Origin of the sequence: Pseudomonas sp. SWRI92 (genome assembly GCF_014268685.1) — a bacterium.
Lineage (GTDB): Bacteria > Pseudomonadota > Gammaproteobacteria > Pseudomonadales > Pseudomonadaceae > Aquipseudomonas > Aquipseudomonas marvdashtae.
The window spans coordinates 658731-674644 of record NZ_JABWQY010000001.1 but is presented as its reverse complement, the minus strand read 5'-3'; the positions used below and the strand labels follow the sequence as shown (position 1 = coordinate 674644).

General features: G+C 62.2%; 12 protein-coding genes. 11 read left to right on the top strand and 1 reads right to left on the bottom strand.

What is annotated here, in order from left to right:
- The first annotated feature begins 175 nt into the window (after window positions 1-175).
- From HU762_RS02695 to HU762_RS02685, 3 genes are read left to right on the top strand one after another with little or no spacing between them, the layout of a single operon-like run.
- A complete protein-coding gene (locus HU762_RS02695; protein WP_186632535.1) occupies window positions 176-1339 on the top strand; it encodes an efflux RND transporter periplasmic adaptor subunit in 1164 nt (387 codons plus the stop codon).
- A complete protein-coding gene (locus HU762_RS02690) occupies window positions 1336-4467 on the top strand; it encodes an efflux RND transporter permease subunit (RefSeq protein ID WP_186632532.1) in 3132 nt (1043 codons plus the stop codon). Before HU762_RS02695 ends, HU762_RS02690 begins: the two co-directional genes overlap by 4 nt.
- A gap of 47 nt (window positions 4468-4514) precedes the next feature.
- On the top strand, window positions 4515-5681 hold the full coding sequence (locus HU762_RS02685; protein WP_186632529.1) for an alpha/beta fold hydrolase: 1167 nt from the start codon (window positions 4515-4517) through the stop codon (window positions 5679-5681).
- A gap of 134 nt (window positions 5682-5815) precedes the next feature.
- Here HU762_RS02685 and HU762_RS02680 read toward each other — a convergent pair whose 3' ends face one another.
- Entirely contained in the window at window positions 5816-6706 is an 891-nt protein-coding gene (locus HU762_RS02680) for a LysR family transcriptional regulator (RefSeq protein ID WP_024777250.1), read from the bottom strand.
- Between the two features lie 168 nt (window positions 6707-6874).
- Between HU762_RS02680 and HU762_RS02675 the strand changes: the two genes are divergently transcribed.
- The 8 genes from HU762_RS02675 to HU762_RS02640 all read left to right on the top strand — a co-directional run bounded on the left by HU762_RS02675 (window position 6875) and on the right by HU762_RS02640 (window position 15821).
- Complete coding sequence (locus HU762_RS02675; RefSeq protein WP_186632526.1) at window positions 6875-7957, top strand: 4-oxalomesaconate tautomerase; 1083 nt, start codon at window positions 6875-6877, stop codon at window positions 7955-7957.
- A 55-nt stretch (window positions 7958-8012) separates the two neighbouring features.
- Complete coding sequence (locus tag HU762_RS02670) at window positions 8013-9317, top strand: citrate:proton symporter (protein ID WP_186632523.1); 1305 nt, start codon at window positions 8013-8015, stop codon at window positions 9315-9317.
- A 93-nt stretch (window positions 9318-9410) separates the two neighbouring features.
- Complete coding sequence (locus HU762_RS02665; protein WP_186632520.1) at window positions 9411-10664, top strand: OprD family porin; 1254 nt, start codon at window positions 9411-9413, stop codon at window positions 10662-10664.
- Between the two features lie 160 nt (window positions 10665-10824).
- The gene (locus HU762_RS02660; RefSeq protein ID WP_186632517.1) at window positions 10825-11529 is read left to right on the top strand and encodes a heavy metal response regulator transcription factor; all 705 of its coding nucleotides are present in this window, start codon (window positions 10825-10827) and stop codon (window positions 11527-11529) included.
- Entirely contained in the window at window positions 11529-12902 is a 1374-nt protein-coding gene (locus HU762_RS02655; protein WP_186632515.1) for a heavy metal sensor histidine kinase, read from the top strand. Before HU762_RS02660 ends, HU762_RS02655 begins: the two co-directional genes overlap by 1 nt.
- A 164-nt stretch (window positions 12903-13066) precedes the next feature.
- Window positions 13067-13327 (top strand): DUF2790 domain-containing protein, encoded by a 261-nt coding sequence (locus tag HU762_RS02650; protein ID WP_186632512.1) that lies wholly within the window; start codon window positions 13067-13069, stop codon window positions 13325-13327.
- 105 nt (window positions 13328-13432) lie between these two features.
- Entirely contained in the window at window positions 13433-14431 is a 999-nt protein-coding gene (locus HU762_RS02645; RefSeq protein WP_238340329.1) for an oxidoreductase, read from the top strand.
- A gap of 67 nt (window positions 14432-14498) precedes the next feature.
- Complete coding sequence (locus tag HU762_RS02640) at window positions 14499-15821, top strand: MFS transporter (RefSeq protein WP_186632506.1); 1323 nt, start codon at window positions 14499-14501, stop codon at window positions 15819-15821.
- Window positions 15822-15914 lie beyond the last annotated feature (93 nt).

Here is a 15914-nt window from a genome sequence, read left to right as displayed (position 1 = left end):
GTCTCCAGATCAATAGGATGAAAGCGTCCCTATCGTTGAAAACTTCTTCTTACTGGACACTTACCGTTGGGTCTGGATAACAACCTTTTCGCTGGTAAGAGTTCCGAAAGGTTCCCTGTCGGATAGTGGCCGCCTCAAGCAATCACGCGGCCTCTTGCGCAGGAATACGATCCCCATGAAAAAAAAGACACGGCATGTCGTTCTGTTTGTCGTGACCTTGGCCTGCGCCATCGTCGTCGTGATGATGACCGTTTCGCCTGGCGCGGGCCCCGATAGCGCCGAAGTTCCGGCCAGGCCTGCGCTCACGGTGGCCGTCACCCAACTCCAATCGGCCATGCAGCCGACCCGCGTCCTGGCGTATGGCAACGTCATGGCGTGGCAGGAAGCGAGCGTCGGCACCGAAGCCGATGGCTTGCGGTTGGCCGAGGTCAAGGTGAACGTCGGCGATGAGGTCCGGCGCGGCCAGGTGCTCGCCACATTTGCTCCGGAAACGCTCGCCGCCGAACTCGCGCAGCGTCGCGCCGCCACCGCCGAAGCGCAGGCGACGCTCGCCGAAGCACGGGGCAATGCCCAGCGCGCCCGGGAGCTGCAATCGAGCGGGGCGTTATCCAAGCAACAGGTTCATCTGCACGTGACGGCCGAACACACGGCGCGGGCGAGGCTGGACGCGGCCAGGGCGCTGGAGCGGCTGCAACATCTGCGCCTGGCCCAGACTCAGGTCATGGCGCCCGACGACGGGGTGATTTCCGCGCGCAATGCCACGGTGGGTGCGGTGCTGCCCGCCGGCCAGGAACTGTTCCGGCTGATTCGCGACGGTCGGCTCGAATGGCGCGCTGAAGTCGCCGCAGCGGACCTGGGTAAATTCACTCCCGGCCAGTTGGTGCGGGTGATCGCGGCCAATGGTGAGGCTATCGAGGGCAGGGTGCGCAGGGTCGCGCCGACGGTGGACATGCAGGTACGCAATGGTTTGGTTTACGTCGACCTCCCGGCGGGCACCGCGGCGCGTGCCGGGATGTTCGCGCGCGGCGAGTTCGAGGTCGGCACCGAGCGGATGATGACGCTGCCCCAGAGCGCGGTGCTGCAGCATGACGGTTTCAGTTACGTCCTTCAGATCGGACCCGAGTTCAAGGTGAGCCGGGTCAAAGTGACGGTGGGACGCCGCGTCGGCGATCGCGTCGAGATCATCGGCGGTATTGACGGCACGGCGGCCGTGGTCGAGGCCGGTGCCGGCTTTCTGGCCGAGGGAGACCTCGTGCGGGTGGTCCAGTCGCGCAGCCATCCGAGCAGCAACCCAGCCAGCCATTCGGCATACAGCCTGACACGCGGGAGCGCGAAATGAGCCTTAATCTATCGTCCTGGTCGATCCGCAATCCGACGCCTTCCGTCCTGTTGTTCCTCTTGCTGACCCTCGCTGGCTTGATGGGTTTCTGGAAGATGAAGGTCCAGAACTTCCCCGATGTCGACCTGCCCATGGTCACCGTTTCGGTGGAGCTGCCCGGCGCTTCACCCGAACAACTGGAAAACGATGTGGCGCGCAAGATCGAGGATTCGCTGGCGACGGTGCAGGGCGTCAAGCATATCCAGAGCATCTTGACCGACGGCAACGCCGATATCACGGTCGAGTTCCGCCTCGAGAAGCCCACGCAGGAAGCGCTGGATGATGTGCGCGACGCCGTCTCCCGGGTACGGGCGGACCTGCCCGCCGACCTGCGCGACCCAGTGATCCAGAAGAACGAGCTCGCCGGCTCGCCGATCCTGACCTACACGGTGGCGGCCACGCGCATGGACGACGAAGCGCTGTCCTGGTTCGTCGACAACACCCTCAGCAAGACCTTGCTGGCGGTGCCTGGCGTGGGGGCGGTCAATCGTGTCGGCGGGGTGACCCGGGAAATTCGCATCGACCTCGACCCGGCGCGCCTGCTGGCGCTGAACACCACGGCGTTGGACATTTCGCGGCAACTGCGCCAGATCCAACAGGAAGCCTCGGGCGGTCGTGTCGACCTGGGCGGGACCGAGCAAACGGTACGCACCCTTGCCACGGTGCAGTCGGCCGAGGAAATCGCCTTGCTTGATGTGACCTTGAGCGACGGCCGGCGCATTCGGCTCGACCAGGTTGCCACGGTGTCCGACACCGTCGGCGAGCGCCGTTCGGCGGCATTCCTGGACGGCGAGCCGGTGGTCGGCTTCGAAATCCTCCGGGCAAAAGGCGCCGGAGAAATAGAGGTCGACGAAGGGGTGCGCGCGGCCCTCGACACACTCAAGGCGCGGCACCCTGAAATCACCATCGCCCAAGCCTTCAACCTGGTCGATCCGGTGATCGAGAATTACCAGGGCTCCATGCACCTGCTTTACGAAGGGGCGGCGCTGGCGGTGCTGGTGGTGTTCCTGTTCCTGCCGGATTGGCGAGCGACCTTCGTCACGGCAGTCGCGTTGCCATTGTCGGCGATACCGACTTTTGCGGTGATGCATTGGATGGGCTTCACCCTCAACATCGTCACGCTGCTGTCGCTGTCGCTGGTGATTGGCGTGCTGGTGGACGACGCCATCGTCGAGGTCGAGAACATCGGGCGACATTTGCAGATGGGCAAGAAACCCTATCAGGCGGCCATGGACGCCGCCGATGAGATCGGGCTGGCGGTGGTCGCCACGGCGTTTACGCTGATCGCCGTGTTTCTGCCCACCGCATTCATGAGCGGCACGGTCGGCAGGTTTTTCGTCCAGTTCGGCTGGACGGCGGCGACAGCGGTGTTTTTCTCCCTCGTCGTTGCCCGCCTGCTGACGCCGATGATGGCCGCCTACCTGCTGCGGGCGCCGCAGAAGCCTGAGCGCAGGCCGGCCTGGTGGCTGGCCCCGTATTTGTCCTGGGCAGGCTGGTGCCTGCGCCATCGTGCCGTGACCAGCCTCGGCGCCGTGGTTTTTTTCGCTGCGGGGCTGATGCTCGCGACGGTGTTGCCGGGCACCTTCATTCCGCCGGAGGACGACTGGCAGACCCAAGTGACCCTCACACTTGCGCCCGGCAGCAAGCTGGGTGACACACTGGTGCTGGCCGAACAGGCGCGGGAGCTTGTCGGACAGAACCCACACGTCAAGAAGGTCTACACCGCCGTGGGCGATGGCCGCGCCGGCGCTGATCCGATGGCGCCGGCCGGCAGCGGACTCGCCAATGTCCGCACGGCGGTGCTGACGCTGAACCTGACTCACCGCGACGACCGTCCGGGCCTGACCAAACAGCAGATCGAAAACCAGCTGCGCGAAACACTCACGGTTTTGCCTGGCGTGCGCGTCAAAGTCGGCATGGGTGAATCGGAAAACTATGTACTGGTGCTGGCTGGCGAGGACGGCGCCTTGCTCACCCGGCATGCGCAGAAGGTCGAACGTGAACTGCGCGGGGTGCCGGGCGTCGGCGGCGTTATTTCGACCGCCAGCCTGATGCGCCCCGAGCTGGTGGTCCGGCCCGATTTCGCCAGGGCCGCCGACCTGGGCGTCACCTCGAACGCAATCGCCGATACGCTGCGCGTTGCAACCTTGGGCGACTACGACCAGGAACTGGCCAAGCTCAATTTCAGCGAGCGGCAGGTACCCGTTGTCGTGCGGCTGACCGATGCCGCTCGCCAGGACTTCGAGACGCTGAAGCGGCTGCCGGTACCCGGTGCCCGTGGTCCGGTCGCGCTGGAGAATGTCGCAACGCTGGAAATCGCCAGTGGCCCCGCGCAAATCGAACGATTCGACCGCATGCGCAACGTCAACATCGAGATCGAGACGAATGGCCAGGCGCTGGGCGACATCGAGCAAGCCGTGCTTGCCCTGCCGAGCTTGCGCGAGCTGCCGCCAGGTTTGGTGCAGACGTCCGTCGGCGATGCAGAAGCGATGGGCGAGCTAGCCTCGGGGTTTGGCGTAGCGATGCTGACCGGGGTGCTGTGCATCTACATGGTGCTGGTCCTGCTGCTGAAAGATTTCATGCAGCCGGTGACCATCCTCGTCGCCCTGGTGCTCTCGGTGCCCGGCGCGTTCCTGGCGCTGTTCATCACCGGCTCGACCTTATCGATGCCCTCGATGATCGGCTTGATCATGCTGATGGGCATTGCGACGAAGAACTCGATCCTGCTGATCGACTACATCATCCTGGCCCGTCGGGACCACGGCCTGGGTCGCCACGAAGCGATCCTGGATGCCTGCGCCAAGCGCGCACGACCGATCATCATGACGACAATCGCGATGGGCGCAGGCATGATGCCCATCGCACTGGGCTGGGGAACCGACCCGAGCTTTCGCGCGCCGATGGCGATCGTGGTGATCGGCGGGCTGGTCACCTCGACCGTGCTGAGCCTGTTGGTCATTCCCGTAGTGTTTTCCTACGTGGACGATGGCGCGCAGTGGTTGTACAAGCGCATCCATGGCGTGCTCTCGCAAGGGGAGCTACCTGACGAGGCGAACGGTTTGGGCAGCGAAGCGGGGAGTAAGCGTTGAAGGTTCCAGCAAAGACCAGCACTGTTTTTCCGTCGTGGCGTCCGCTCATGCTGGGCGTCGCCGCTACCGTGGCGTGCCTGGCGCTGATCGCCGGGTGTGCTCGGCAACCCAGCGCGGCCGACGCCCGGACGGAGCCTGCGACCTTTGATGATTACACACAGGCATCACGGGCATGGATCGAGGAACGGCGGGTGTTCCAGACTGCCAACCGCAGCGATGAACTGGCCTGGAACGCGCCTTACGAAGTGCGCCCCGACGGGCCGTCCAGCAAAGCTATCCTCCTGTTGCATGGCCTGGGGGATTCACCCTGGTCTTTCGTCGACATCGCCCAGGATCTCTCGGAGCAAGGCTTCGTTGTGCGCGTTGCGTTGTTGCCGGGGCACGGCACCCAGCCGGCTGACTTGATCGACGTGCAGCTGGAACAGTGGCAACAGTTGGTCGAAGAGCAAGTTGCTCTGCTGCGCAAGGATTATCCGGACGTTTACCTGGGCGGTTTCTCAACCGGCGCCAATCTTGCGCTGGCATACGCCATCAACGACCCGGACATCAGGGGCCTCGTGCTGTTTTCGCCGGCCTTTCGATCGAGCGAATCCTATGACTGGGCCACGCCCTGGCTGGCGCATTTCAAGACCTGGATATTGGCCCCCGACAACACCCGGCCACAACAATCGGCGGTGCGCTACCACAACGTCCCCACCAACGGCTTCGCCCAGTTCTACCGCAGCAGCGTCGCGGTTCGTCGGCTCATCGAACACCAAGACTTCGACCGTCCCGTGGCCATTGTCCTGACTGAGCAGGATTCAGTGGTCGACGTGCGCTACGTGCGGGAACTGTTCAAACACCGATTTACCCATTCCTCCAGCCGGTTGATCTGGTATGGGCAGGCGGCGCCGGCCGACAACAGCGGCGCCCCCCACGATTCACGCGTCCTGACGCGTACCGACCGCATCGCCGACGAACGAATCAGCCAGTTCTCCCACATGGGCATTCTGTTCTCGCCAACGAACCCGCTCTACGGTCGTTCCGGCACCCTGCGGTTCTGCCGCAACAGCCGCAACGCCGACGAAGTGGCCCGGTGCGAAGCGGGGGAAGAGGTCTGGTATTCGGATTGGGGTTACAGCGAGCCGGGTAAAATCCATGCGCGGCTGACCTACAACCCTTATTTCCAGTGGCAATCGGGGGTGATTCGTCAGGTGTTGGCGGTGGCTGAGTAAGGCGCCTTGTTCTCCACCAGGCAATTGCCACCATCCACCACCATGGTTTCACCGGTGTTGACTTGATGAGTACGCAGCGGTGTCAGTCACCACTGACGAGTATGGCAGCGAAAAAGAGCTGCATCGGGCAGCCGCTATTGCGGCCACTGTTCCAGCAGGATCGAGACAAATTTCTCCGCAGCGGGGGACAGCGATGCGCCCCGTCGATAGACCAGGCCCAGCGATCGATTCACCACCGGCTCAATCAGCGGCACGCTGACCAAGGTTGGATGGTCGCCGGCAGGCATTGCCAGGCTTGGCATCGCCGACACCCCAAGGCCCGCCTCGACCAGACCCAGCGAGGTGGACAGGTGCTGCACTTCATAAAACCACTGCGGACGCCAGCTCAGGCCGGACAAGGCGTGGTCGAGCAGCATGCGGTTACCGCTCAGGCGTCCCACGCCGATCAGTCGATAGTCGCTGAGTTCAGACCAGGTCACGGCGCTGCGTCCAGCCAGCTCATGGTCGCGCCGACAGGCCAAGACAAAGGGTTCGTTGACCAGTGGCACGAACTCGATATCCGGGTGTTGGCCGCTCATCATATTGATGCCGAAATCGGCTTCGCCGCGCAGGACCGCTTCCAGTCCTTCATTGGCGCTGAGATCCAGCAGGCGGATACGGATCTTGGGGTAGCGTTCGTTGTAGAGACGGATCACCGACGGCAGGAAATAGAATGCTGCCGTCGGGATGCAGGCCAAGGTCACCCGGCCGATCTGCCGTTCAGCCAGCTCGCGGATGTTGAGAATCGAATCGTCGAAATCGTCCAGCAAACGCCGGGCCTTGGGCAGGAAATCACGGCCGACGCTCGTCAGGCTGACCTTGCGGGTGGTGCGATCGAGCAGTGCGGTGCCCAGGCCTTCCTCGAGTTTTTTCATCCGTCGGCTCAGGGCCGGTTGCGACAGATGCAGCGCATCGGCAGCCTCGTGGAAACTGCCGAGTTCGGCGATTTTCACGAAAGATCGTATGTCCTGAAGCTCATATTCCATGTTTTTACCTCGGCGGAGAGGGGCTGCGCGATGCCAATTATCGTAAGGTAATTCATTTGTGAAACGCAATAATCTCTACGATCTTTGCATTGGAAACACTTTTTAAACCCTGCCACTCTTGTGTCCAGAACATCAATTATCCAGATTGATCAACAAGAGTTAATGTTCATGAAACGAATTCCTTGTGTGCTGATGCGCGGCGGTACGTCAAAAGGCCCGGTGTTTCTCGCCTGGGATTTGCCGGTCGCCATCGCCGAACGTGACGAGCTGCTGATCAACCTGATGGGTTCCGGTCACGAACTGGAAATCGACGGCATCGGCGGCGGCAGCCCACAGACCAGCAAAGTCGCGATTGTCAGCCCATCGCTGCATCCCGAAGCAGACGTGGATTATTTGTTCGTCCAAGTCATGGTTTCCCAGCGCCGGGTCGACACCGCGCCCAACTGCGGCAACATGCTCTGCGCCGTCGGCCCGTTCGCCATCGAGCAGGGGCTGGTCAAGGCTACCGGCGACCTGACCCGGGTGCGTATTCGCAACCTCAATACCGGGACGTTCGTGAATTCCGACGTGCACACCCCCCGAGGCAAGGTCAGCTATGAAGGCGACACCGCCATCGACGGCGTGCCCGGCACCGCCGCGCCGGTGCAACTGACCTTTCTCGACGCTGCAGGCAGCAAGACGGGGAAACTCTTCCCGACCGGGCAACCCCTGGACATGATCGACGGCATTGCGGTGACCTGCATCGACATGGCGATGCCGATGCTGATCGTCGAGGCCAGCCACCTGGGCAAACGCGGTGACGAAAGCCCCGCTGAACTGGACGCTGACAAGGCATTCATGCAGCGCCTGGAATCCTTGCGGCTCAAAGCCGGCCTGGCGATGGGCCTGGGTGATGTCAGCGACAAGGTGATTCCCAAGCCGGTCCTGGTGTCGCCGGCCTCGTCTGGCGGGACCCTCCAGGTGCGCTACTTCATGCCCCACAACTGTCATCGCGCCTTGGCGATCACCGGCTCCATCGGTATCGCGACGGCTTGCGTGACCGACGGCAGCGTCGCGGCCAACCTGATCGGTGGCGTCAGCGAGCCGCGTCTGCAGCAGGTTCGCATCGAGCACCCCAGCGGTGGCATCGATGTCGTGTTGTCCTACACCGGTGAAAAGGGTGAGACCATTCGCGCGTCGGTGGTACGTACCGCGCGCAGGCTTTTCTCAGGTTTCGTCTACGCCAAGGTTTCCCGGCGCATGGCCGGATAGCCAGGCAGACCTCGTCATTGCATCAGCGACTCAATAACAACAAGAGATCTGACATATGCTCGCTTTACTTGGCTTGGCCATGGTGGTGGTCTTCACCTTCCTGATAATGACCAAACGGCTGTCGCCCATCGTCGCCCTGACGGTGGTGCCGATCGTCTTTGCGGTGCTTGGCGGCTTTGGCGGGACCACCGGCAAGATGATGCTGGATGGCCTGAAGATGGTCGCACCGTCGGCGGCACTGCTGTTGTTCGCGATCCTGTTTTTCGGCCTGATGATCGACGCCGGCCTGTTCGACCCGCTGATCCGCAAGATTCTCAAGCGGGTCAATGGCGACCCGATGAAAATCGCCGTGGGCACCGCGCTGCTGTCGCTGTTGGTGGCGTTGGACGGTGACGGCACGACCACCTACATGATCACCTGTGCCGCGATGCTGCCGCTGTACAAACGCATCGGCATGAACCCGATGATCCTGGCGACCGTGTCCATGCTCTCCTTGAGCATCATGAGCGGCATGACCCCTTGGGGCGGCCCGGCGACCCGTGCCATCGCAGCGCTGGGCCTGGATGCCGGTGAGTACTTCGTGCCGTTGCTGCCGACCATGATCGGTGGGGCCGCATGGGTGGTGTTCACGGCATTCCTGTTGGGCCGTGCCGAGCGCAAGCGCATCGGCAACATCCAGCTGCAAAGCGGCGGCGGTAACTGCTACATCAACGCGATCATGGAAGACACGCCACACAAGCGCCCGAAACTGGCCTACGTCAATCTGCTGTTGGTGATCGCGGTGATGGTCGCGCTGGTAATGGGGATCATGCACTCGGCGATCCTGTTCCTGATCGGTTTCGTCCTGGCGCTGATGATCAACTATCCGCAACTGGATATTCAGAAGGAGCGCATCCTCGCTCATTCGGGCAACGCCATGACCGTGGTCTTGCTGGTGTTCGCGGCGGGCATCTTTGCCGGGATCTTCTCCGGGACGAAAATGGTCGATGCGCTGGCGCAGACCCTGGTCGACTGGATTCCGCCGTCCTGGGGCCATCTGTTCCCGCTGGTGGTGGCAATTACCAGCATGCCGCTGACCTTCGTATTGTCCAACGATGCCTACTACTTCGGCGTCGTGCCGATCCTCGCCAACGCTGCCGCGGCTTACGGCATTCATCCGGTGGAAATCGCCCGGGCTTCCATTCTCGGCCAGCCGGTGCACCTGATGAGTCCGTTGGTGGCCTCGACGCTGTTGCTGGTGGGCATGGTCGACCGCGATCTCGGCGATTTCCAGAAAGCCACGATCAAATGGGCGGTGCTCACTTCCCTGGTGATTACCGCACTGGCCCTGCTGACCGGGGCGCTGACGCTGTTTTCCTGATTCACCCCTCGCACCCTCTATTGCTTGCCTGACGCTCCCGCCCGCGGGAGTGCGCTGGCGTGCGTGCCTAATAACAACAATGAGAAAGTCGACATGAATATTCACCTGACCCGCAGGGCTTTGTTTCCATTCTTTGGCCTGTTGCCGCTGGCCACGGCCAACGCCGAAGGATTCATCGACGACAGCAAGCTGAAGTTGCAACTGCGCAACGTCTACTTCAACGAAAACTTTCGCGATGAGCACGGCATGAGCGCACGGTCGGCGAGGACCGCCAAGAGCGAGCGCACCGAATGGGCCCAGGGTTTTCTGTTGGATTACCAGTCCGGCTTTACGCCGGGCACCCTCGGTTTCGGCGTCGACGCTCTCGGCCTGCTCGGGGTCAAGCTCGACTCCGGGCGTGGCCGCAGCGGCACCGGGCTGCTACCGGTGCATGACGACGGCCGCGCCGCCGATGAGTTTGCCAGCGCGGGCATGACCGCCAAGGCCCGTGTCGCCAAGACCACGGTCAAATACGGCACCTTATTGCCGAAGAATCCGGTGCTGATCTACAACGATGCGCGCCTGTTGCCCCAGACCTACCAGGGGACCCAGGTCAGCAGCAACGACATTGACAACCTCACCCTCACCGGCGGGCACCTGGAGCGTTTCAAACTGCGGGACTCAAGCGACAGCATGCCGATCGTGCCCGACGGCTATGGCGGCGACCAGTCAGGCGACTTCAGTTATGCCGGCGGCGACTACAAGCTGGGTAAAACTGTCCGCTTGAGCTACTTCTACGGCGAGCTGGAAAACTTCTACCGGCAGAACTTTGCTGGCATCCAACATGACTTGCCGCTGGGCGCCGGCGTGCTGACCAGCGACCTGCGCTACTTCAACAGTGCCGATTCGGGCTCAGCCTACGGCGGTAAAGTCGATAACGACATGCTCAGCGGTCTGCTGTCGTACGCCGTCTCCGGCCACACACTCAGCGCCGGCTATCAAAGGCTCAGCGGGGAAGGGGGCTTGCCTTACATCAGCGGCGCCACCGTCTATTCCTTCAGCAACGCCGGGATCGGCAAATTCATCGAAGAAGACGAAAAGACCTGGATGCTCGGTTACGGCTACGATTTCGCTCGCCTCGGCGTGCCCGGCCTGACGTTTTCCACCCGTTACCTCAGCGGCAACGATGGCAAGTCCAACACCGCCGTGAAGGAATGGGAGCGTGACGCAGAAATTGCCTATGTGGTGCAGCAAGGCAACTTCAAGGGGCTAGGCGTGAAACTGCGCAACTATGTCTATCGCTCGGATTTTTCACGGGGACGCGATAGCAACCGTCTCTACCTCACTTATGATGTGGCGCTTTGGTAGTTTCATGACCGCTACCGCGCCCTTGGCAGTGCGTCGATGCCTCGTGCAAATGGGCAACCGGATCCATTTCTGACAGGAATGTCAGGAAGCGGTCAGCCTCCAGACACCTTTGCTGTCTAGACTCTGTAGGTTGCCCCCGTTTCCGCAGAGGAATTACTTGATGCGTCTGCTCATTGTCGAGGACGAAGAAAAGACGTCCTCCTACGTCCATCGCGGCTTGAGTGAGCTCGGCTACATTGTCGATGTCGCCACCAATGGCATCGATGGCCTGCACTATGCGCTGGAGATGGATTACGACGTGGTGATCCTCGACGTGATGCTGCCAGGCAAGGACGGCTACGGCGTGCTGCAAGGGCTGCGCCTGCAAAAGAAAACCCCGGTGATCATGTTGTCGGCCAGGGGCACGGTGGATGATCGTGTCCGCGGGCTGCGAGAGGGCGCCGATGACTACCTGGCCAAACCTTTTTCCTTTGCCGAGCTGGTAGCGCGCGTCCAGGCCTTGATCCGACGTCGCGCCGATGACAGCGCCGACCCGACGCACTTGCGCATCGACGATCTGGAAGTCGACCTGCAAGCGCGCAAGGTAACGCGTGGCGGCTTGCGGCTGGACCTGACGGCCAAGGAGTTCTGCCTGTTGAGCCTGCTGGCACGGCACCAGGGCGAAATTCTTTCCAAGTTGATGATTGCCGAACAGGTCTGGGACATGAATTTCGACAGCGACGCCAATGTGGTCGAGGTCGCGATCAAGCGCGTGCGCGCCAAGGTTGACGCGCCGTATCCGCGCAAGCTGCTGCACACCGTCCGGGGCATGGGCTATGTGTTGGAGAGTCGTGAGGCCAGCGACAGGCAAGTCGGTGCGCAGTGATGAAAGGATCGATAGCCAAGCGGCTTGCCCTGATGTTTGCCCTCGCGGTCACGCTCATCACCGCCGTGAGCGCGACGCTGTTGCGCTGTTCCTTGAAGCAATCGCTCGAAGACCAGATGCAAAACGAACTGACCCTGCGCCACTCCGTACTCGACCCCGTGCTCGCGAAATATGATTCGCCGGAATTCTGGGTAGGCTTGCGCCAGAAGCTCGATGGCCTGACGCCCGCGGACGAGCGGGTGCGTTATTGGGTCCTGGCCGACAACCCGGCCTACAGTTATGGCGGCGCGATGCCGGACGGCCAGGATTGGTCCAAGCGCCCGGATGGTTTTTCCACCGTCGAGGTACCTGGCCGGGATCGGCCCATGATGCTGATGGTCGAGACCATCGCGGCCATGGGCAGCCGACCGGAGGTGCGCTTTATCGTCGGGCTCGATTCAACGCCGTTCATGAAGACCCTGGACAATTTCACCAAGACCCTGGTCCTGACCTCGGCGCTGGGCGTCGTGCTGGTCGCGCTGCTGGGCTACTGGATCGCGCGTTTCGGCCTGGGGCCGGTCAGGCGCCTGAGCCGCCAGGCCAACAGTCTGCCGCCGGGGGATTCGAAGCAGCGACTGGACACCGAGGCGCTGCCAGGGGAATTGCAGGAATTGGCCGTGTCATTCAATGGTGCCCTGGCGCGCCAGGAAGCAGCCTGGTGCCAGCTCGAAGGGTTCAACGCCAACGTCGCCCATGAACTGCGAACGCCGCTGACCAACCTGATCGGCCAGACGCAGGTCGCGTTGGCCCACGGGCGGGACATCAACGAGCTTCAGGATCTGTTGCAGTCCAATCTCGAAGAGCTGGAACGGATGGGCACCATCGTCAACGACATGCTGTTCCTGGCAGGTGCCGAAAGCGGGCAACGGGCAACCGAACTCAGCGATGTCTCGCTGAATGAAGAGGCGTTGAAGACGGTGGAGTATCTGGAGCCGGTCCTGCACGACAAGCAGCTGAGCGTGGTGATCCAGGGCGACATGCAGGTGTGCATCGACCGACGCCTGTTCCATCGCTCCCTGGCCAATTTGATTCAGAACGCGGCGCGCTACGCGGTGCCGACCAGCACCATCACGGTGAGTCTGGTCAGCCATGGCATGCAGGCTGAAGTGAGCGTTTCCAACGCCGGTGAGCCGATTGACAACGTGCACCTGGAGCGCTTGTTCGAGCGTTTCTATCGGGCCGACGCCGCCCGGGCGCGAAGTGATGCGCACCACGGCCTGGGGCTTTCCATCGTGCGGGCGGTGGCCTCCATGCACGGCGGCCGTGTGTTCGCCTACAGCAAGAACGGCCTCAATACCTTCGGTTTTTCCCTGACGAGCCAGGCGGCGCGTTAGTCGCCGCCAAACGATCGGCTTGGCGCTGTTGCAGTCAGCGCAAGCCGACGTTTCTCCCTCGCCGGCGCTTGACATGTTCCTGTCAGGCGCCAGTCACCTTGACGTCAGCGTCCCGCTCCTAGAGTGCTACCACCATCCCGGTAAAGGCAGTCGCGGAGTCCATCATGAATATCCAGCACCTATCGATCGTCAGCCTGCTGGCGGTCATCTCCTTGAGCGGTTCACCTCTCTTCGCCAAAGAACAAGCGCAACCACCGGCCTACGAGTACGGCATGCCGCTGGACGTCGCCCAGGCCATTCGTATCGAGGCACCGCAATCGCCGGTGTGCGAAGTGGTGCCGGCAAAAATGACCTACGTGGATACGCACGGCGAAATCCGCCAGGTGAGTTTTCTGCAACTGGCTGATGCGTGCGCCATCCAGTGAGCGCCGGCCGTGTCGGTTAATCCTATAAATAGAGAGCACTCAACCATGTGGAATACAACAACAAGCTTTTGCGCAATCGACTCTAAAAACCGCACAAGTCCGCTGATGAGACTGGCCCGGACGCTGGCCGCCGGCGTTGCGCTGCTTAGCGTCATGAGCATCGAGGCTTCGGCACGAGTTGCCCCGAAACCCGACTGGTCGACCGACGACATGCCATCCCAGAAGGGCCGGATCGTACTGATCACCGGCGGCACCAGCGGCATGGGTTACGAGGATGCGCTGGCGCTGGCGCGCGCCGGTGCCGAAGTGATTATTGCGGCGCGCAATCCAGAACGCGGCGCCGAGGCCATTGCCCGGATCCAACAGTCGGTGCCCGACGCCAAGGTGCAGTTCGAGGCCGTGGACCTGGCTAACCTTTCATCCGTGCGCGGCCTGGCCCAGCGCCTTAACCAGAAGCTGCCGCGCCTCGACGTGCTGATCAACAATGCCGCCATCATGGCGCCGCCCGAACGCGGCACTTCGGCAGACGGTTACGAACTCCAGTTGGCGACCAATTACCTGGGCCATTTCGCATTGACCGGCCTGCTAGTGCCGCTCTTGCGTCAAAGCGAGGACGCCCGTGTGATAAGCCTTTCAAGCATTGCAGCGGCGCGCGGCACGGTGAACTTCGATGACCTTCAGGCCGAGCAGAAGTACGACCCCTATGTGACTTATGCGCAGTCGAAACTGGCGGTCCTGCATTGGTCCTTTGCGTTGCAACGGCGCAGTGATGCCCAAAAGTGGGGAATTCGCAGCATTGCCGCGCACCCAGGCGTTGCGGTCACCGAGTTGATTGCGCGTGGTCCGGGTCTCAACAGCGAGTTCGGCCAGCGCTGGGCAAAGGACCGCGACGTTTACCACTCAGCCGCGCAAGGGGCGTTGCCCACGCTGTATGCCGCCACGGCGCCGCAGACCGTGGGCGGGGCTTATTACGGCCCGACTGGGGACGAGGAGAAACGCGGTCCGCTGGGCTTCGCCAAGACGCCCGTCGCGGCGACCAACGTAGCGGATGCCGAGCGGCTTTGGGCGGTCTCCGAACGGTTGACCGGCGTTATCTATCCCTGATGCCGCCTCGGACACGGTCTTGTTCCGTGCCCACCCCTCTGGTCCGTAGCTGTTTTTTGGAGTTCCCATGCGTACGCCTTCCTATCTGCATCGGCTGAGCCTCGCCCTAAATGCTCGCGACGGTGAACTGCGCCCGGCGCTGTGCGGTTTTTTGCTGTTCCTGTGTCTGTTCACCGGTTATTTCATGCTGCGTCCGATCCGCGAGTCGATGGGCATCGCGGCGGGCGTGGAGAACCTGCAATGGTTGTTTACCGCTACTTTCGTAGCCATGCTGGTGGCCGTTCCTTTATTCGCTTGGCTCAGTGCCCGAGTGCCACGCCTGCGCCTCATCGACTGGGTGTACGGCTTCTTCGGCTTCAACCTGCTGATGTTCGTCGAGGTCTTCCAGTTCCAGCCGGACAGCATCTGGTTGGCCAGGGTCTTTTACGTCTGGATTTCGGTCTACAACCTGTTCGTGGTGTCGGTGGCCTGGAGCTTGATGGCGGATGTCTTCGACAGCGAGCAGGCCAAGCGTTTATTCGCCTTCATCGCGGCGGGCGCCAGCATCGGCGGCCTGTTGGGGCCGGCCCTGAGTGCGCTGTTCATCGAGTCCATCGGTGCGTCAGGCTTGATGCTGCTGGCGGCCTTGCTGCTCGGTGTCACGCTGGTATTGAAGCGGGCGCTGATGAAATGGCGCGAAACGGGCGGCGCTGGCCGACCTGGCGCCGCGCCGACGCAAAGCCCGCGCCAGCCATTGCAGGGCAACCCGCTCAGTGGTTTGACGGCGGTGTTCCAGTCGCCATACCTGCTGGGGATCGCCGGGTTCGTGGTGCTGTTGGCGACGGTCAGCACCTTTCTCTATTTTGAGCAGGCACGCCTGGTGGCCGAGCTTTACCCGGACCGAGCCTCGCAAGTCCGCATCTTTGGCACCATCGACATCATTGTCCAGGCGGGCGCTTTGCTGTCCCAGCTGTTCATCACCGGTCGTATCGCGCCGAAGCTGGGGATCCGTGCGTTGTTGGCCATCGTGCCGTTGCTTATGTGCATCGGCTTCGTCGGTCTTGCATTGGCGCCTGGATTTGCGCTGCTTGCGACATTGATGATCGTGCGACGCATCGGCGAGTACGCGTTCGTCCGCCCGGGCAGGGAAATGCTCTTTGCGCCGTTGGATGCCGAGAGTAAATACAAGGCCAAGAATTTCATCGACACCGTGGTCTATCGTGCCGGCGACGCCATGAGTGGCTGGGCCAAGAGTCTTCTCGACATGCTGGGGCAGGGCGCCGGTATGGCCGCGATGGTGGGGGCGTGTTGCGCGTTGCTGTGGGGATACCTGGGCTGGCAACTGGGCCGGCAGGCGGACTATGCCGCTTCCCGGGAGCTGCGCTTGGCGGCGATTTCGGCCAGGGCATGAAGAACGTTTGTTGAACGTCCATCTCAACACAGCCTCTGACAGTAATGCAGGGCGAACGCACTTCGCCCATTCACGTTCGGAGGATAGGTTCAC